We start from the raw sequence: 18,726 nt of genomic DNA, 5'->3' as shown, positions 1-18,726 counted from the left end.
ATGCTGTTTATCAATAAAGGTAGTTTCGGTTATATCTTATGCCATTAGCACTGCCGCCGGAGCGGCAATGCTGTTATAGCGCGATAAAATGATAAACGGTGGTGGCGCGGTAGACTTTCCCCGGTTTTAGCCAGCAATCAGGTTGTGGCCATTCCGGGTGGTTAGGGCTATCAGGCAGGAATTCACTTTCCAGTGCGACCCCGGTATAACTGGCATAAGTTCCCCCTTTGCGCGAGGGCGTTCCGGCCAGAAAGTTACCGCTATAGAGCTGTAATGCCGGTGCTGTGGTGTAAACGCTCATTTTCACCCGATTATCAGATGACCACAGATGAGCCGCCGGGCTTTCGGTGGCACCACAAGTACGATGCAGCAAATAGGCATGGTCATAGCCTTTAACCCGCTGCTGACAACGGTCTTGTAAAAAGTCACGTGCCAGTGTTTTTGCTTGACGAAAATCCATGCCGGTTTTTTCAACACTTTCTAGCCCGCCGGTGGGGATCCCATCACTATCAACGGGTAAGTAGCGGTCGGCAAACAACTGCAAGCAATGCGCGCGCACATCACGGTCATCACCATCGAGATTGAAGTAAGCATGGTTGGTCAGGTTAACGGGGCAAGTTTTATCGACCTGGGCCTGATAGTGAATTTCCACGCGATTATCTTCGGTCAACAGATATTGGACTTCAGCAGTCAAATTGCCCGGGAAGCCCTGATCTCCATCTGGAGAATGCAGTTGATAAGTAACCTGTTTTTCATCCTGTTTAACTTTTTGCCAGCGCCGGGCATGGAACCCCTCTGGGCCACCGTGTAGCTGGTTATCGCCTTGATTCGCTAGCAAATGAAGGGTTTCCCCCTCAATTGTAATTTGCGCGTTGGCAATGCGGTTGGCGTAGCGGCCCACAGTTGCCCCGAGGTAAGCGGCCTGATGCAGATAGTCAGCAGGGGTCTGACAGCCCAGTAGCAGTTCGCGTTTCTCCCCGCCGCTAAGTGGCAATATCGCCGACAACCAGGTGGCACCCCAATCCATCAGAGTTACACGCATGCCGGCGCTATTATGTAACTCGGTCAATTCAAAGGGATGACCATCCGGTGCTAGCTGGTCAACACTGCTGGGTGGTGCAGCGTCGTTTTTTAGCATAAACCCGCTCCTTGTGAAGCCTGACAAACGTAGAAGGTTTCCGTTCTGCCGCCGCTGTAAGCGGGATATTCCTGCGCCACAGCCGCACGAACTTGCTCGACGAGCGAATTGGGCATCAGCGCGACAATACAGCCGCCAAAACCGCCGCCAGTCATACGAACACCACCTTGCTCCCCAATAACGGATTTCACAATATCCACCAGGCTGTCGATCGGCGGAACTGTGATCTCGAAATCATCACGCATCGAAATATGAGACTCGTGCATCAATTGCCCCATCAATTTCAGATTGCCCGCAGCCAATGCATCTGCTGCGGCCAGAGTGCGTTCATTTTCGCTAATAACATGGCGAGCCCGTTTTGCCACCACCGGGTCTAACTCATCCTGAATGGAGAAGAACAGGTCAGGATCCACATCGCGTAAGGCTTTGACACCAAAGAAGCGCGCGGCGGTTTCACATTGCTGGCGGCGAGTGTTGTATTCGCTGTCAACCAAACCGCGCTTCACATTGGAGTTGATAATGACCACCGCCACGTTGTCGGGCAGCGGGACGGCGCGAGTTTCAAGGGTGCGGCAATCGATCAGCAGCGCGTGATCTTGCTCGCCCAGCGCTGAAATCAACTGGTCCATAATGCCGCAGTTACAGCCGACAAACTGGTTCTCGGCTTCTTGCCCATTGAGCGCCAACTCCACCCCACTGAGCGGCAATTGATACAGTGATTGTAGCGCCTGACCCACCGCCACCTCTAAAGATGCCGATGAGCTCAGGCCGGCACCTTGAGGCACATTACCGCTGATAACTAAGTCAGCGCCGCCAAAATCAGCATGGCGCAGTTGCAAATGTTTGACGACACCGCGCACATAATCAGCCCAACGATATTGCGCATGCGGAACAATTGGCTCATCAAGAGAGAAAATATCTTGCTGATTTTCATAATCAGCAGCTATGACACGAATCTGGCGATCATCGCGTTTGCCGCCACTGATGACTGTTTCGTAATCAATGGCGCAGGGCAGCACAAAACCATCATTATAATCGGTATGTTCGCCAATCAGATTAACGCGGCCTGGGGCTTTAATTGTGATATCAGGCTCATGGCTAAATTGTTGGCGAAAAATGGCCTGGGTATGCTGTTTTAAATTCATTATTTGACTCCGGCTTCGCGATAATGAACATCACTGACTGCCCGCAGGTGTTCAGCCGCCTGTTCTGCTGTAAGGTCGCGCTGGGTTTCGGCCAGCATTTCATAACCCACCATAAATTTACGCACTGAGGCCGAGCGCAGTAGTGGCGGGTAAAAATGGGCATGTAACTGCCAATGCGTGTGGTCATCGGTGTTATAAGGTGCGCCGTGCCATCCCATGGAATAAGGGAAAGAGCAGGAGAATAAATTGTCGTAACGGCTGGTGAGTTTTTTCAAAGCAATCGCCAAATCGCTGCGTTGTTCATTCGATAAGTCTGCTAAGCGCAGAATATGGGCTTTGGGTAGCAGCAAGGTTTCAAACGGCCACGCCGCCCAATAAGGCACTACCGCCAACCAATGCTCGGTTTCAACCACGGTTCGACTGCCATCGCGGCACTCTCGCTGGGCATAATCAAGCAACATAGGTGATTGATGCTGCAGAAAATAGTGTTTTTGCCGGTGGTCTTCCCGCGCCACTTCATTTGGCAGGAAGCTGTTGGCCCAAATTTGGCCATGCGGATGCGGGTTCGAGCACCCCATGGCCGCGCCTTTATTCTCAAACACTTGCACCCAGGGGTAAATTTTACCCAACTCGGCACTTTGCTGTTGCCAGGTTTGGATGACATCCTCCAGTGCGGGCAGTGTCAGCTGTGGCAAGGTTTTGCTGTGATCTGGCGAGAAGCAAATGACCCGGCTGGTGCCGCGCGCACTTTGGCTGCGCATCAATGGATCATGACTGTGCGGTGCCTCGGGGGTGTCGGGCATCAGTGCGGCAAAGTCATTGGTAAACACGTAGGTTGACGGGTAGTCAGGGTTGATATCACCGGTCACCCGGGTATTACCGGGGCATAAGAAGCAATCAGGGTCATGCGCCGGTAAACTCTCTGTTGCCGGGGCTTCTTGCTGACCTTGCCAGGGGCGTTTGGCTCGGTGAGGCGAGACTAATACCCACTGGTCACTCAATGGGTTATATCTACGGTGTGGATGATCCACAGGGTTAAAATCAGTCATGATAATACCTTAATCGGGATAGCCCTGAGGATTATGTGATTGCCAGCGCCAGGTATCCGCCGCCATTTCATCCAATGAGCGGCTGACACGCCAGCCCAACTGCTCTGCGGCCTTGGTGGGGTCAGCCCAATAAGCCGGAAGGTCACCCTCACGCCGTGGGGCAAAATGGTAGGCCAGCGGCTTACCGCAAGCTTTACTGAATGCCTCGACCACTTGTAAAACACTGTGGCCGACACCCGCACCTAAATTGAAAATATGCGCCCCGGGCTGATTGTGCAGTTTTTTCATGGCCGCGACATGCCCATCCGCCAAGTCGACCACATGAATATAATCGCGCACCCCAGTGCCATCCGCAGTGGGGTAGTCATGGCCAAAGATGGCGAGAGATTCACGGCGGCCGACGGCAACTTGTGCAATAAACGGCATCAAATTATTTGGGATACCCTGCGGGTCTTCCCCCATCAGCCCTGATGGATGAGCACCAACCGGGTTGAAATAGCGCAGAATAGTCATATTCCATTGTGGGTCAGCCAGTTGCACATCTTGCAAAATTTGCTCGACCATCAATTTGCTGCGGCCATAGGGGCTTGAGGGTAAGCCGGTTGGGAAACTTTCAACATAAGGAATTTGTGGCTGGTCACCATAAACCGTGGCTGAGGAACTGAAAATAAAGTTTTTGACTTGGGCGGCGCGCATTGCTTCCAGCAAGACTAAGGTGCCGAAAACATTATTATTGTAATATTCCAATGGCTTAGTGACTGATTCGCCAACGGCTTTTAGGCCGGCAAAATGAATGACAGCATGAATGGCATGAGCGGCGAATATGTTATCGAGCAGCGCGCGGTCACGGATATCTCCCTGATAAAGCTCAGGTGTGTAGCCGGTTAATTGATGTATTCGTGCCACTACACTGGATTTACTGTTGCAAAGATTATCGAGGATCACCGGTTTATAGCCAGCTTCAATCAGTTGCACACAGGTATGGCTACCAATGTAACCGCTACCACCTGTTACCAGTACGTACATAAAAGACTCCTCGAATGACTTTCGTCTAAGAAAGATAGCACGCCATTATGTGAGAAAAGGTGATCTGCGCTCAATAATGGAATCGTTTACATTTAATTTTATGCTAGCTTAATCTCTGTGGGGGCATAAAGACAGGGGAATAGCTAAGGATAGGCCAAAAAACACAAAAATCTCGGGCCTAACAAAGATAACCCGAGTGGTAGCGTTCTCATCCATCAATTTAGCAGGAATGTCCTGCTGGTGGCATCCTCGGCCTGGTAAGCGGTTCTGATGTACCCGAGTCACTGACGTGAGCCAGTGACTCGGGATGAGTTCACTTGTTCGCGACCGGCAATGCCAATGGCGTTGAGTATAGTTGGGTCATTAAGGATTAATGAGCCACATACATGGGATAGGTAAAGAACAATAAATGCATTAAATTCAAACAGAAATGGAATGCGACGGCGACCCATAGGCGGCCACTCCACAACCAGGCCAGGCCATAAATAACCCCAGCCAATGCGGCAAACACCATTAATAGTGGGCCACCAGCAATGTGTGCGGCCCCGAATAGCAGGGCGGTGAGCAGCAGGGCCGGGTAGTTGCCAAGACACTGACTCAGGCGTTGCTGCAAATAACCACGGAAAAGCGCTTCTTCGGCCAGACAGACAAAAAACACATTGGCGATGACAAAGGAGCCAATCCATGCCGGGGTGTGCATTTCCACTTTCAGACCGCCTAGGGCGACTGCCAGTAATAATAAGGCCGGGATACTGACAACCAGACCTATCCAGCCGAGTCGGCTCATGGGGAGATGTTTTTTGGCGACAAACAAGCTTGGCAAGCAAGCGAGTAAAATAAAGGGTATCAGTGCTTTATCAAGGTTGTAATACAGAGTAAAGGCGGCACTGAGTGGCCCGATTTCCACTTTATCCAACACTTTTAGGTTGTTAAAACCGGGGATCAGATGCAGGAATAATGCGATGGCGGCGAGCACTAAGAGCAGCTCCAACCCGGCAGCCAGCCATTTTTGTTGACGATATCTTGTTAGTAGCAGCGCAACTATCAGCGTTAGCAATAAGAAGCCAGCTGCCGGCAGGGTCAAAACACCGTGATAAAAGGCCATCGATAAAGATAAAGCCAAGAGAAACAGGGAGAGGACCCGGTTAATTGATAAAAAAAGCAGTGATGCAGCAAGTATGCCCCACATAGTTCATCCCTTTGTTATTAAATCCTAAAATAGGCTAAACCGGATAATCAAAATCATTATCCGCTGCCAGGATGTGTCACCGCTGGCAGTGGGGATAGTAGCATAGGCGAGTGCAGATAAAACTCAAGCCAGTTGAGAAAGGCTCTCATTATTTTTAACCAGATGCCACAATATAGCTATTCAGCACCTATGGTGCGGGCTAGTTTCTCTTGCTGATAGTGATAAATATCGCCATCAGGGACAAAGGTCAGCCGGTGGGTAATGCACTGTGGCGCATCCTGTGCATGGTGAGAAACAAACAGCAATTGAGTTTCACCTTCATTGATCATCACATCAATAAAACGGCGTACTAACAATCGGTTAAGTGGGTCTAAACCCTGTAGTGGCTCATCGAGGATCAATAACGCGGGGTGTTTTACCAGTGCCCTGGCTATCAATGCCAAGCGCTGTTGCCCCCAGGATAAACTGTGAAAGGGCAGGTCGGCTGTCGCGGCGGAAAACCCCAGTAAGGCCAACCATTGATCGGCAAGCTGTTGCTGCCGGTCTGACACGGCCTGATAAATACCAATCGAATCGAAAAAGCCCGATAAAATCACCGTGCGCAGATTGGTGCTCACCCGGTAGTCCAAATGCAAGCTACTGCTGACATACCCGATATGGCGCTTGATATCCCAGATAGTTTCACCGCTCCCACGGCGGCGGCCAAACAAGGTTAAATCATTGCTGTAGCCCTGCGGATGATCGCCGGTAATCAGGCTGAGTAAGGTTGATTTCCCCGCCCCATTCTGGCCAATAATTTGCCAGTGTTCGCCGGGGTTAACTTGCCAACTCAGGTTATGCAAGATGGGGCGGTCATTATATTCAACCACTCCATTATTCAATACTATCAATGGCTTGTCTTGCGGTAACTGGAGGTGCTGCTGTGGGTTTTCGGTTTCGGGCAATAATAAGCCACCCAGCTTTTCGCTGTGTGCCAGTTGGGCAATCAGCGCTTGTGCGAGGATCTGTTGGCGCGGGCCAGTCTGGGTCAATTGGCAGTCCGCCAGCACGCCGATGTGTTGCACAAAATCTGGAATATCATCGAAACGGTTAAGCACCAAAACCAGTGTGACACCTTGGGATGACAGGGTGGACAACATCGCGGCCAACTGCGCACGAGCCGTGACGTCCAGGCCGTCAAAGGGCTCATCCAGAATCAGTAAGTCCGGTTGCGGCATCAGCGCGCGGCACAATAATGTCTTACGGGTTTCACCGGTTGAAAGGTACTTAAAGCGGCGCGCGAGCAGGTGGCTGATACCAAATAGCTCGGCCAGATGCTGACAACGCCGCGGATCACGGGCTTCCTCCTGAATGATTTCGGCCGTCGTGCGCCCGGTATCATCTTCATCGGCACTGAGTAAATCAGTGTTATTACGCTGCCATTCTTCGCTAACTAACTGTTGCAGTTGCTCGAAAGACAATCGCACAATATGTGTAAAATGGTTTTGCCGAGTGCCGCTAAGCAGGGTAAGTTCACCCGATAGCGCTTTGGCCAGCGAGGATTTACCACTGCCATTAGCGCCGACAAATGCCCAGCTATCGCCCGCCTGTTGGTTCTCTCCGGCAGCAATATTTAGCGCCGGCAAAATGAGTGTCCGGGTGTCACTCAGGCGAAAACAACCTTGCGATATTTGCAATTCAGACATCATTTTTCCCATATTCTGCAACATAATAATAGTGTAGGGATAGGCGGAACGGGGCAAAATGTCAACAGCTAAATACCTTGCCTCTTGTGAATAACTTATCTGAATTATTTAGCAAAGTGTGGCGATAATGACTCTATCTGCATTGAACTGGGCAATAACATCACTGCCAACACGCAAATTTAGTTTGTGCAGTTCGTTGTTATTCTGTGTGGAACAGAGACTGGCTCCGCCCGCGAGAGTCACAATAACTTCACTGTGTTCATTGCCCGGCTCAATACTGCTTACCGTACCGGGTAGAGAGTTATCCGCAGCACCAGCCAGTGCCTGCTCGGTGACCAGCTTTATCCACGGGGCTTTGATAAGCGCCAACACTTCTTTTCCCGCCGCAAGTTGTAGCCGGTCGGCACTTTGTTGAGTTATCGCCGCAGATAACCGGGTTTTCCCATCGGATAAAAGAATATTGACGTGTTGTTGCACTTGCTGGTGGTCGCGCTCAATCACCGTGCCGAAAAATTGATTGCGAGCACTGGTTTGCAGTGAAAAACGAGAAATTGCCGCTAATAAACTGTCCAGTGGCATTGAATCATCTTTCAGTGTATCGAAGGCTTTTTGTTGAATTTGGGCAAGTAAATCATAAAGTTGAATTAAGCGCTCACCGTAGCGGGTGAGAAAAGCCCCGCCGCCGCCTTTGCCGCCAGTGGCTCTTTCGACCAGAGTTTCCTCAGCCAACGTATTCATTTCATTGATGGCATCCCAGGCGCTTTTATAGCTGATGCCGGCGAGTTTCGCCCCCTGACTGATAGAACCTGTATTTTGTATTTGTTTTAGTAATGAAATTCGTCGCGGATCGGCAAACAATCGCTGCTGAAGTTTTAAAGTGAGTAGGATTTCGGCCTGCATGATGACTTGCTCCAGCGGGAAATGGGTATTGTGGCCCAAAAATCGGTTTATTTTCAATAAACATCAAGTGCGTAGCGCCGTGGCCCAAACCGCACGTTTGGCAGGTTACATTCTTTTAGTGTGGGTTAAAATTAATAGATTCATTCATTGTTTATATAGCTTACAGCGAATGATATCTATTGGTTATTGTGATAACGTGAGTTATCGCTCTATTTGTCATGAGAGGCATTCATGTTAGAACTATTGAAAAGTCTGGTTTTTGCTGTGGTCATGGTACCGGTAGTGATGGCAGTGATTCTGGGCCTGATCTATGGGCTGGGTGAGGTGTTTAACATCATCTCCAAATCCGGCCATAGCAAAGAACATTCCTAATTAATTAGCTCCGTAGTATCCGATTTCTGAATGCCTGGCAGATTAATGCTGGGCATTTTCGTTTTTATCTGCCACTGCATTGCTTCACTTCTCTTAGGACAACTCAAGATACGTCACATCTTGCCGATAAACTGCATGACCTGCTTATGATATTGCGTTATATTTCAATGTATATAGCGGTATCACTCATGCGGAGAACAAGATGAAGCATCAATACGGTAAAGTGAACAAATGGGTGGCGAGTGCAGCATTGTTCGCGGCATTTTCCAGTTCAGCCATGGCGGCAGATATTACAGTTTTTGCTGCTGCGTCTTTGACTAACGCGCTGCAAGATATCGCGGCCCAGTATAAAAAAGAGCAGCAAGTTGATGTGGTTGCCTCTTACGCCTCTTCCTCGACTCTAGCGCGCCAGATTGAGCAGGGTGCGCCGGCAGACTTATTCATTTCTGCTGATCAGCAATGGATGAATTATGCCATTGATAAACAACAAATAGTGGCTAGCACCCGCTATACTTTGTTAGGCAATGAGCTGGTATTAATTGCGCCCAAAGACAGCAAGATTGATAAAGTCGACATAGATAAAAAAACTGACTGGAAGAAATTGCTCGATGGCGGGCGTCTGGCTGTTGGCGATCCTGACCATGTGCCTGCCGGGATTTATGCCAAAGAGTCACTGGAGAATTTAGGGGCTTGGGAAACTTTAGCCCCAGAAATGGCTCGCGCCAACAACGTACGCAGTGCGATGGCGCTGGTCGAACGGGCAGAAGCGCCGTTGGGTATTGTTTATGGCTCAGATGCTGTAGCCAGTGATAAAGTGAAAGTTGTGGGGATATTCCCGGAAGCAAGTCATAAACCGGTTGAATATCCAATGGCGATTGTTAAGGGTCATGAAAATCCGACCGTGACGGCTTTTTATGATTATCTAAAAAGCCCAGCAGCGGCGGTTATTTTCAAAAAATATGGATTTACTCCACGCTAATGATATTGAGTGAGTATGAGTGGCAGGCAATTATTCTTAGCCTGAAAGTTTCTGGTGTGGCGGTGGTGTGTAGTTTGCCGTTAGGAATTTTAATGGCATGGATTCTGGTGCGCTGCCGCTTCCCCGGTAAATCATTGTTAGACAGTGTTATTCACCTGCCGCTGGTGCTGCCGCCCGTGGTTATTGGCTATCTGTTGCTGATAAGCATGGGCCGGCGCGGTTTTATTGGTGAGTGGCTCTATAGCTGGTTTGGCATTAATTTCAGTTTCAGTTGGCGCGGGGCGGCATTGGCCTCGGCGGTGGTGGCTTTTCCGCTGATGGTCAGGGCGATTCGTCTGGCACTGGAAGCTGTCGATACCCGTTTGGAGCTTGCGGCCCGCACCTTAGGGGCGAATCCGTGGCGGGTGTTTTTCACCATTACCCTGCCGCTTTCCTTACCGGGCGTTATCGCCGGCACTGTGCTGTCTTTTGCCCGTTCATTGGGTGAATTTGGCGCAACCATTACATTTGTTTCCAATATCCCCGGTGAAACTCGCACTATTCCGCTGGCTATGTACACCCTGATTGAAACCCCCGGTGCTGAGGCGGCGGCGGCGCGGCTGTGCGTCATCGCGATTATTCTGTCACTGGTTTCTCTGTTGCTGTCTGAGTGGCTGGCCCGCTTTGGCAAAAAACGCATGGGGGTTCCGTGCTAGAACTGGATTTCAGTCAACAACTGGGTGATTTGTCTCTGCAAGTTTGCACCAATTTACCGGCGCAGGGTATTACGGCGATTTTTGGTTTGTCAGGTGCCGGTAAAACTTCACTTATCAATGTGATTGGCGGTTTGACGCGCCCGCAGCAGGGCAGAGTTGTGCTCAATGGCCGGGTGCTGGTGGATGCAGAACAACAGATTTACCTGCCGCCGGAGAAACGCCGGGTGGGTTATGTCTTTCAGGATGCCCGCTTATTTCCGCATTATCGGGTGTTAGGCAACTTGCAATACGGCATGGCCCCGTCGATGCGCGGGCAGTTTGATACCATTGTCGGGCTACTGGGTATTGAGGCGCTATTAGGGCGTTTTCCGTTAACCCTTTCGGGGGGCGAGAAACAGCGGGTGGCGATTGGCCGCGCTTTACTGACCGCTCCTGAGCTGCTGCTGATGGATGAGCCTTTGGCATCACTGGATTTGCCGCGCAAACGTGAACTGTTGCCATATCTGGAGCGGTTGGCGCAAGACGTCAATACCCCAATACTGTATGTCAGTCATAGCATGGATGAAATTTTGCGTTTGGCGGATCAAGTGGTGGTGATGGATGGCGGGAAAGTTCGCGCGGTGGGCGGGCTGGAGGACGTTTGGGCCAGCAGCGCATTGCGCCCGTGGCTGCAACGGGAAGAGCCGAGCAGCATATTGCGGGTGAATGTGATTGGTCATCATGACCGTTATGCGATGACGGCATTGGCGCTGGGCGACCAGCGGTTATGGGTTGGCAAGCTGGAGGCGAATGAGGGTGAGTCAATGCGCATTCGCATTAATGCTGCGGATGTCTCATTGGTATTGCAGCCGCCACACAACAGCAGTATTCGCAATATTTTGCCGGTAAAAATAGCCGAATGTCTTGATGTTGACGGGCAGATTGATGTCAAACTGGCGGTCGGCGACCAATGGCTATGGGCAAGAATTACGCCCTGGGCCAGAGATGAACTAGGGCTGAAACCCGGTCAGTGGGTTTACGCGCAGATAAAAAGTGTGTCGTTTAATCGCAAGAATTAAGCGCAATACGCGGGCAATCAAACCAATAAATAAGCGCCCGTGATTGAGGCGCTTTTTCGTCTTTAGACTCAATCATTAAGCCAATACATGTTGGCGGATGACGGCGGCAATCCCCGGCTGTTCGTTATCCGCAATCACTAAATCAGCCCGCTGTTTGATGGCCTCGGCGCTGTTGCCCATCGCCACACCCAGACCGGCAGTTTCCAGCATACTCAGGTCGTTAAAGTTATCACCAAAGGCGACCACGTCTTGCATAGTCATCCCTTGAGATTCAACCCACTGTTGCAGGCGGTTCCCTTTGCTGTTCCCGGCTTGCGCGATATCGACCTGATCATGCCACGACCATTCACAGGCCAGCCCCATGTCATTTTCTACCATGGTGGCAAAAGCTTTTAGCTGGGCGATATCCGCATGAGAGGTGGCAAATTTCCAGATGGCGGTGGCGCGGTGGGCAGCATCCAGCAAGCTATCGACCTGGAGCAGGGTCGGGCGCTGTGCGGGGGGCAATGATTCGGCCCAGCTAAGAGAGCGAGTCACATGCCCGCTGGTATGCTGATAAAGCATGGCGTCGTCCACATACATCAGCCCATGAATATGAGTTTGTGCCAGCAGTTGCAAGACTTGAACGGCTTGCTGAGGTTGTAATGGATTGGAGTCCAACACTTTTTTAGCATGATAATCATAAATATAGGTGCCGTTACAGCAAATAGCCGGAGTGTCGAGCTCTAATGCTTGATAGAACGGGTGGATGGCAACATGATGGCGGCCAGTGACCACCACCACTTTCACGCCTTCAGCGCGCGCTTGGGCTAATGCGGATAGGGACTCCGGCAGGATGCGTTTCTTGCTATCTAACAGTGTGCCGTCCAGATCCAATGCAATTATACGGTATGTCATAGTGGGTCGTGCCGCAGATTTAGTGGTAATGGTTAATTGTCAGATACCATCCGATGATCTTATCGTGCATTTCTTCTGATTTTGAGAAGCAGATAGTCTTGCGGGCTAACCGTTTGAGATGGGTTCGCAAGTTCAGATTATGTCGCTCTATCCTCTGGGTGTATTTCTTGCTGATAACATGACTGGTTGAGGACAATAAAGTGCGGTATACCGGCCAGGCATCGGTCATGTAGAAGGCAATGCTAAACTGGCTCAGCAAAACCAGAAGACGCTTTAATGTCAAAGCATTTCGCGGGCCAAATACATGGGCGATAACGCGCTTTCGGATGCGGTCATAGGCATAAAACAGCCAGCGTTGATTGCCTTTACAGCGGACATATGACCACTGCTCATCGGCTTCACAGCAGATAACCACCTCTGCGCTAGGCTCTACGTTTTGCGCTACCTGGTGCGGCGTAAGTTTTTTAGATGACGCAGAACGGTATTGAGGCTTATCCGTAGAACCCGTGCTGTATCGCGGCATCCGGAGCCGTTCATCGCCATATCAACGATGGCCTGATGGGTTTCGGGTTTAGCTCCGTTGTAGCGATAGCTGAGCTGGAAGGTCTTCAGGCATTGGTTACAGCGATAGAGCTGCGCCCCTGAGCCGGAGTGGCCGTTTCGGATAACCCCATGAGTTTCAGAACAGCGAGGACAAACCACATCAATCTTTGCCATCAATCATCCAAAGGGTAAAGAGTACACCAACACTAAGTTTGCGTCACGACCTCATAGTGGCCCTAATTCTAAGTATGAAAATAATATGTCTGAATAGTATTTTCTGATAGTACACCGGATAGGCGGCTGATTAAACTGGCCTGATGCCGGTTCGTCCCTCCCCCGACATCAACCTGAAAAATGGATAACGTCGTTGTTTTTACATTTGAATAATATAAAAATATTTAAATGTGATTGGGTTTCAAAAAGTCATTATCAATAAGCAATAAAAGCCACATTAGGTGGTCAGTGATTTTTTAAATGATCTTAATCAATTAATTGTCATTTTTATTGCCACATACAATATGTCAGTTTGAGTTAATTGATTGAATTTGCATTAAATAAATTTAAATTAATTTAATTATAGGAAATTTCACACAGTTAATGGGGCGGTATTCTTACATTATTGTTGTGCTGGTTGATGATATATTTCTCTCGAAATTTATCATTGTTTGAATTTATTTTTTCAGGAAAGTAATTAGGCAATTATCTTAATAAAAATAAAACTATATAAAATTTAAAAAACTTGGATTGCTTTATTTTTGCACAAAATAACCAGGACATTAATATGAATAACTCTCCTATTAAAGTTTTTAAAAAGAAAAGAATAACTATTATCATTTCATTGGCGATGGGCTTGTTTAGTGCTCAAAGTTTTGCTGGATGTAATTTAACCATTTGCACTGACACTACTTTTTGGGACGGTATTTATGGGGACGATTACTCTATTACCAATACACTGGATTTAGTCTCCAGTCCGACTAATGCTGTTGTTGGGTTATATAAAAACCAGGCTGGTGAGATGAAGTTTGGCCATAACCTGTACATTAGTGTGTCGGGTAATAAAGCGGATGCGATACAGGTAAAATCAGGAGCGTCGGCTAATAATCCGGCGATGATTACTGTCGGCAATAATGCCACTATTTATGCATTAGGGGCTTCAGGGGACGGTATAAATGCCGGTAATAACTCCGGCTCAAGTCTCATTACTCTGGGTAGCGATGCCGAAATTTTTGCTAAATATGGTATTGGTGTCCGTGCTAACCTGACCAATACCGCAGGGCAGTATAATAATATTGTCTTGGGTGACAGGGCTGTTATTACCACCGAAGGCTCAGGGTCGAATCTTATTGATGGTTTGGGGTATGGTGTTTATGCCGGTAACCGTGAGATGGGCGATTCTGGGCAAACAGGCTCAGCCAGTGTGACTATCGGCAAAAACAGCTCGATTACAACTTCTGGTAATTCGGCGGATGGCGTTTTTGCCAATAAAAGTGGGGTCGTGAATTTAGGTGATGGGACAAAAGTGACCACCACGGGTTCCAGTGCCAATGGTCTAAAAGCAAGTACGGGGGTTTCGACTAATACCAGTGTCGGTATCATTAATATACTGGGTGGTCTGGAAATTAACGTGCAGGGCAGTAACTCGAATGCCATTTACGCTACGGGTGTCGGGTCAGAAATAAAGTCTTATGATGCTGTTAATCATCAATTAACTACCGGTGTTTTCCATATTGATGGCAATATTCTGGCAGAAAAAGGGGGGTTAATTGACTTGAGTCTTGCCGAGGGTTCTGTTTTAAACGGGACAACTAAAAGTGTTGGCAGCACGAGCAGCAATAATGGCACCATTAATTTGGCAATGAGTGGTAACTCCAGTATCTGGAATATGTCCGGCAATTCAAATCTGACCTCCTTGAATTTAGCCAATGGGGCCATTGTCAATTATGTCGATAACAGTTCTAGCTTTAAAACACTGACTGTGACGGGCGATTATCACAGTGATGGCGGCTATATCTATTTTAATACCGCGCTGAATGACGACACTTCAGAAACCGATAAACTCTTAATTGAGGGCAACACTTCTGGCACCACTTATGTCGTGGTGAGAAATGCGGGTGGGGTGGGTAACGAAACTCTAGAGGGTATTGAGTTAATTCGGGTTAATGGCGAATCTGATGGTGAATTTATCCAATCAGGGCGGATTGTCGCGGGCGCTTATGATTACAGCTTAAATCGCGGGCGGGATAGCAGTTTAGGCCGCAGCCATAATGGTAATAACAGCCACTGGTATTTAACTAATGCTTCTGAGCCGATTATTACGCCGATCGACCCACCTGACCCGTCTGAACCTGTCGACCCAATAGTTCCGGGTGAGCCGGAACAGAAGCAGAAAGTTCAGCGCCCGGAAGCAAGTGGTTACTCCGCCAACTTGGCTGCTGCAAACAATATGTTTGTGACCCGTCTGCATGACCGTTTGGGGGAAACTCAATATATCGACGCCTTGACCGGTGAGCAGAAAGTCACCAGCCTGTGGCTGCGTAATGAGGGCGGGCATACTCGTTCCAGGGACAGTTATGATCAATTAGGTACTCAGAGCAACCGCTATGTGCTGCAACTGGGGGGCGATATTGCTCAGTGGAGCCACAATAATGCAGACCGTTTCCATCTGGGCATCATGGGGGGCTACGGTAACAGCAAGAGCCGGACTGATTCCCGTTTATCCGGTTACCGTGCTCGTTCTTCTGTCGATGGCTATAGTCTTGGGATGTATGGCACTTGGTATGCCAATGAGGCCGACAAGTCGGGTTTATATGTGGATAGTTGGGCGCAATACAGCTGGTTTAATAACCGGGTTGAAGGGCAGGATTTGGCCGCTGAAAGTTACAAATCTCGCGGTGTTACGGCCTCTATTGAGACCGGCTATACCGTTAAAGTGGGTGAAAACCTGAACAGCAGTTATTTTATCCAGCCGAAAGCTCAGGCTGTCTGGATGGGGGTAAAAGCTGATTCCCATCAAGAAGATAATGGCACCAACGTTTCAGGTATTGGGGATGGCAATATCCAAACCCGTCTTGGGGTGAGAGCCTTTATGCAGAGTTACAGCAGCCGGGACCAGGGCAAGGAGCGGGCATTCCAGCCATTTGTTGAAGCTAACTGGATCCACAATAGCAAAGATTTTGGCACCGTTATGGATAATGTGACCGTCAAACAAGCGGGTGCTGCCAATATTGCTGAACTGAAACTAGGTGTAGAGGGGCAGCTTAGTAAGCGGCTCAATTTGTGGGGTAATGTCGGCCAACAGATTGGTAATAAAGGTTACAGCGACACCAGCGCGATGTTGGGCGTGAAATACAACTTCTGATCATATTGATTTAAGGGGGCAATCATCGCGATTGCCCTTTTTTTTCTATTTCCTCGTCTCATCTGTGATTAACTCCTGCAACTGCCCATAGACGTGCCGCTAAAAAAGCAGGATAAGTTTAATCAGCACGATGGCGGACTGTTGTTATGTCTGTGCAGTCAGGTAAGCTAGGCTAAAATGATGAGTTAATAAAAACATTTGGCTAAGGGCTTATTTGGTGCGAAAGACAAATTTGCCTAGACAGAGTTGCCCAACAGGCTCGACTAAGGAGTAAAGATGAAGCAAGTGGTTTACGTGGCAAGCCCAGACAGTCAGCAGATCCACGTCTGGCAATTAGGTTCCGCTGGTGAATTAACCTTATTGCAAACAGTGGACGTGCCAGGTCAGGTGCAGCCAATGACAATCAATCCAAACCAACGTCATCTGTATGTTGGGGTGCGCCCTGATTTTGGTATTGTCAGCTACAACATTAATGATGATGGCACCTTGACTGCCGCCGGTATGGCACCGCTGCCTGGTAGCCCGACCCATATTGGCACGGATTTACAAGGCCGTTTCCTGTTTTCGGCTTCTTACAGCTTCAACTGTGTCAGTATCAGCCCTATTGATGAGCATGGTGTGGCACAAGCACCTATTCAGCAGATTGATGATTTACCGGCACCGCACTCGGCAAATATTGACCCGACGAATCAGATTCTATTGGTGCCTTGTCTGAAAGAAGACAAAGTGCGGTTATTTGACTTGAGCATGAATGGCCAATTGACCCCACATGCACAGGCGGATATCACTGTGGCTGCGGGTGCTGGCCCACGTCATGTGGCTTTCCATCCAAATCATCAGGTTGCTTATTGTGTAAATGAGCTGAGTAGCTCGGTCGACGTCTACCAAATCAGCAATAATGGGCAGAGTTATCAGTTAATTCAATCAATTGACGCGATGCCAGCCGACTTCACTGATACCCGTTGGGCGGCCGATATTCATATCACCCCCAATGGACGTCATTTGTATATTAGCGACCGCACTGCCAGTTTGTTAGGTATTTTCCGTGTCTCTGACGATGGGCGGGAGATTACACTGGTCGGCCATCATCCGACTGAAGCCCAGCCGCGCGGTTTTAATATCGACCACAGCGGCAACTTCTTGGTCTCCTCCGGCCAGAAATCCGATCATATCGCAGTGTATCGTATTGACCAGAGCAACGGCCAACTGACAACGTTGGGCCGCTACCCGGTTGGCAAAGGCCCCATGTGGGTCAGCATCGGTATGCCAAAAGCGTAAAAAATAGCGTCACATTGGTGACAATGTTGCCAGACGGGGAAATGTACCGAGTGGGTGGTGACGGCGTGAGCCGTCGGAGTGCCCCTCGGTGCAGTCACCCCGTCAGTCTCGGACCCTTTGCCGCCCTATTTTTAGTGCTGGTCTACCGCTGCTACCACGGCATCAGTGAGCCGAGTTAGCTCCTCTGATGAGATAATATAAGGCGGCATCAGGTAAATCAGCTTGCCAAAGGGCCGGATCCACACTCCGTGCTCGACAAAACCGCGTTGCAGGCGGGTGACATTCACCGGCTCTTTCATTTCAACGACCCCGATTGCCCCCAGCACGCGCACATCCGCCACCGTTTTATGCTCGGCCAATGGCAGCAATGCCTGTTTCAATTGCGTTTCAATGGCGCAAACTTGCTGTTGCCAGCGATTTTCAGCCAACAAACTCATGCTGGCTGAGGCGACCGCACAAGCCAGCGGATTGGCCATAAATGTCGGGCCGTGCATAAAGCAGCCAGCATCACCATTACAGATGGTTTCTGCGACATTCCGGGTGGCCAGAGTGGCCGATAGCGTCAGATATCCCCCCGTGAGCGCCTTGCCCAAGCAGAGAATGTCCGGCACGATTTGCGCGTGTTCACAGGCAAAAAGTTTACCGGTGCGGCCAAAACCGGTGGCGATTTCATCGGCAATCAACAGAATTTTATGCTGATCACAGAGTGCTCTAACCTCGCGTAAGTAGGCGGGATGATAGATGCGCATCCCCCCCGCGCCTTGCACGATGGGTTCTAAAATCACGGCGGCAATCTCACCGGCGTGCTTTGCTATCATCGCGGCAAAATCGGTGATGTCTTCAGGGTTCCAGGGCTGGTCGAAGCGGCATTGTGGCGCGCTAGCAAACAGATTTTCGGCTAAATATCCCTGATACAAACTGTGCATGGAGTTTTGCGGATCACAGACTGACATTGCGCCGAATGTGTCGCCATGATAGCCGTGGCGCAGGGTCAAAATACGTTGCCGCCGCTCGCCTTTTGCCTGCCAGTATTGCAGGGCCATTTTCAGCGCAACTTCGACCGCGACCGAGCCGGAGTCCGCTAAAAACACGCACTCCAGTGCTGGAGGGGTCATGGCGACTAATTGCTGGCACAGTTTGACCGCCGGCGGGTGGGTAATGCCGCCAAACATGACATGCGACATCTTATCCAACTGCTGATGGGCTGCCTGATTCAGTAGCGGGTGATTGTACCCGTGAATCGCTGCCCACCATGACGACATGCCATCAATCAGCCGCCGGCCGTCGGCCAACTGGAGTTCAACCCCGCTGGCAGCAACTACAGGATAGCAGGGCAGTGGGGCGGTCATTGACGTGTAAGGGTGCCAGATGTGGTGTTGGTCAAAAGTCAGGTCAGAAGGGGTCATAATAATTT

Annotated in this window: 16 protein-coding genes; 6 read left to right on the top strand and 10 right to left on the bottom strand. The window is 49.7% G+C overall.

Features of this window, described 5'->3' with window-relative positions; translation table 11 throughout:
• Window positions 1-73: 73 nt before the first annotated feature.
• The 7 genes from galM to modE form a co-directional block, all read right to left on the bottom strand.
• Complete coding sequence (gene galM / locus D5F51_RS12490) at window positions 74-1,138, bottom strand: galactose-1-epimerase (RefSeq protein WP_129197105.1); 1,065 nt, start codon at window positions 1,136-1,138, stop codon at window positions 74-76.
• Complete coding sequence (gene galK, locus D5F51_RS12485) at window positions 1,132-2,283, bottom strand: galactokinase (RefSeq protein WP_025377627.1); 1,152 nt, start codon at window positions 2,281-2,283, stop codon at window positions 1,132-1,134. Before galK ends, galM begins: the two co-directional genes overlap by 7 nt.
• Complete coding sequence (gene galT / locus D5F51_RS12480) at window positions 2,283-3,332, bottom strand: galactose-1-phosphate uridylyltransferase (protein ID WP_129197103.1); 1,050 nt, start codon at window positions 3,330-3,332, stop codon at window positions 2,283-2,285. Before galT ends, galK begins: the two co-directional genes overlap by 1 nt.
• Before the next feature lie 9 nt (window positions 3,333-3,341).
• The gene (galE, locus tag D5F51_RS12475) at window positions 3,342-4,358 is read right to left on the bottom strand and encodes a UDP-glucose 4-epimerase GalE (RefSeq protein WP_129197101.1); all 1,017 of its coding nucleotides are present in this window, start codon (window positions 4,356-4,358) and stop codon (window positions 3,342-3,344) included.
• A 370-nt stretch (window positions 4,359-4,728) separates the two neighbouring features.
• Window positions 4,729-5,547, bottom strand: coding sequence for a CPBP family intramembrane glutamic endopeptidase (locus D5F51_RS12470; protein WP_129197099.1), 819 nt, complete (start codon window positions 5,545-5,547; stop codon window positions 4,729-4,731).
• A 176-nt stretch (window positions 5,548-5,723) separates the two neighbouring features.
• Complete coding sequence (gene modF, locus D5F51_RS12465; protein ID WP_129197097.1) at window positions 5,724-7,232, bottom strand: molybdate ABC transporter ATP-binding protein ModF; 1,509 nt, start codon at window positions 7,230-7,232, stop codon at window positions 5,724-5,726.
• A 108-nt stretch (window positions 7,233-7,340) separates the two neighbouring features.
• Window positions 7,341-8,132, bottom strand: a complete 792-nt coding sequence (gene modE, locus D5F51_RS12460) for a molybdenum-dependent transcriptional regulator (RefSeq protein WP_129197095.1) — start codon at window positions 8,130-8,132, stop codon at window positions 7,341-7,343.
• A gap of 231 nt (window positions 8,133-8,363) precedes the next feature.
• On the opposite strand from modE, the gene D5F51_RS12455 reads away from it, so the two are divergent.
• The 4 genes from D5F51_RS12455 to modC all read left to right on the top strand — a co-directional run bounded on the left by D5F51_RS12455 (window position 8,364) and on the right by modC (window position 11,236).
• Entirely contained in the window at window positions 8,364-8,504 is a 141-nt protein-coding gene (locus tag D5F51_RS12455; protein WP_025377633.1) for an AcrZ family multidrug efflux pump-associated protein, read from the top strand.
• A gap of 202 nt (window positions 8,505-8,706) precedes the next feature.
• Complete coding sequence (modA, locus tag D5F51_RS12450) at window positions 8,707-9,483, top strand: molybdate ABC transporter substrate-binding protein (RefSeq protein ID WP_087769241.1); 777 nt, start codon at window positions 8,707-8,709, stop codon at window positions 9,481-9,483.
• Window positions 9,483-10,178: a molybdate ABC transporter permease subunit gene (gene modB, locus D5F51_RS12445; protein ID WP_087769242.1), complete on the top strand. Its 696-nt coding sequence runs from the start codon at window positions 9,483-9,485 to the stop codon at window positions 10,176-10,178. Before modA ends, modB begins: the two co-directional genes overlap by 1 nt.
• Window positions 10,172-11,236, top strand: a complete 1,065-nt coding sequence (gene modC, locus D5F51_RS12440; protein ID WP_025377671.1) for a molybdenum ABC transporter ATP-binding protein ModC — start codon at window positions 10,172-10,174, stop codon at window positions 11,234-11,236. Before modB ends, modC begins: the two co-directional genes overlap by 7 nt.
• Window positions 11,237-11,311: 75 nt before the next feature.
• On the opposite strand, the gene D5F51_RS12435 is transcribed toward modC, so the two are convergent.
• Window positions 11,312-12,133, bottom strand: a complete 822-nt coding sequence (locus D5F51_RS12435) for a pyridoxal phosphatase (RefSeq protein ID WP_025377672.1) — start codon at window positions 12,131-12,133, stop codon at window positions 11,312-11,314.
• Between the two features lie 19 nt (window positions 12,134-12,152).
• A protein-coding gene (locus D5F51_RS12430) for an IS1 family transposase (protein ID WP_100273935.1) occupies window positions 12,153-12,850 on the bottom strand; the annotation gives its coding sequence in 2 pieces (ribosomal slippage) (window positions 12,153-12,592 and window positions 12,592-12,850; 699 coding nt in all).
• Between the two features lie 670 nt (window positions 12,851-13,520).
• Here D5F51_RS12430 and D5F51_RS12425 point away from each other — a divergent pair.
• Complete coding sequence (locus tag D5F51_RS12425) at window positions 13,521-16,034, top strand: autotransporter outer membrane beta-barrel domain-containing protein (protein ID WP_129199339.1); 2,514 nt, start codon at window positions 13,521-13,523, stop codon at window positions 16,032-16,034.
• A 276-nt stretch (window positions 16,035-16,310) separates the two neighbouring features.
• A complete protein-coding gene (pgl, locus tag D5F51_RS12420; RefSeq protein ID WP_129197093.1) occupies window positions 16,311-17,312 on the top strand; it encodes a 6-phosphogluconolactonase in 1,002 nt (333 codons plus the stop codon).
• Between the two features lie 131 nt (window positions 17,313-17,443).
• On the opposite strand, the gene bioA is transcribed toward pgl, so the two are convergent.
• Window positions 17,444-18,718: an adenosylmethionine--8-amino-7-oxononanoate transaminase gene (gene bioA, locus D5F51_RS12415; RefSeq protein WP_100273875.1), complete on the bottom strand. Its 1,275-nt coding sequence runs from the start codon at window positions 18,716-18,718 to the stop codon at window positions 17,444-17,446.
• Window positions 18,719-18,726 lie beyond the last annotated feature (8 nt).

The organism is Yersinia hibernica, from assembly GCF_004124235.1.
GTDB classification, from domain to species: domain Bacteria; phylum Pseudomonadota; class Gammaproteobacteria; order Enterobacterales; family Enterobacteriaceae; genus Yersinia; species Yersinia hibernica.
This window is presented reverse-complemented; position numbering and strand designations above follow the sequence as displayed.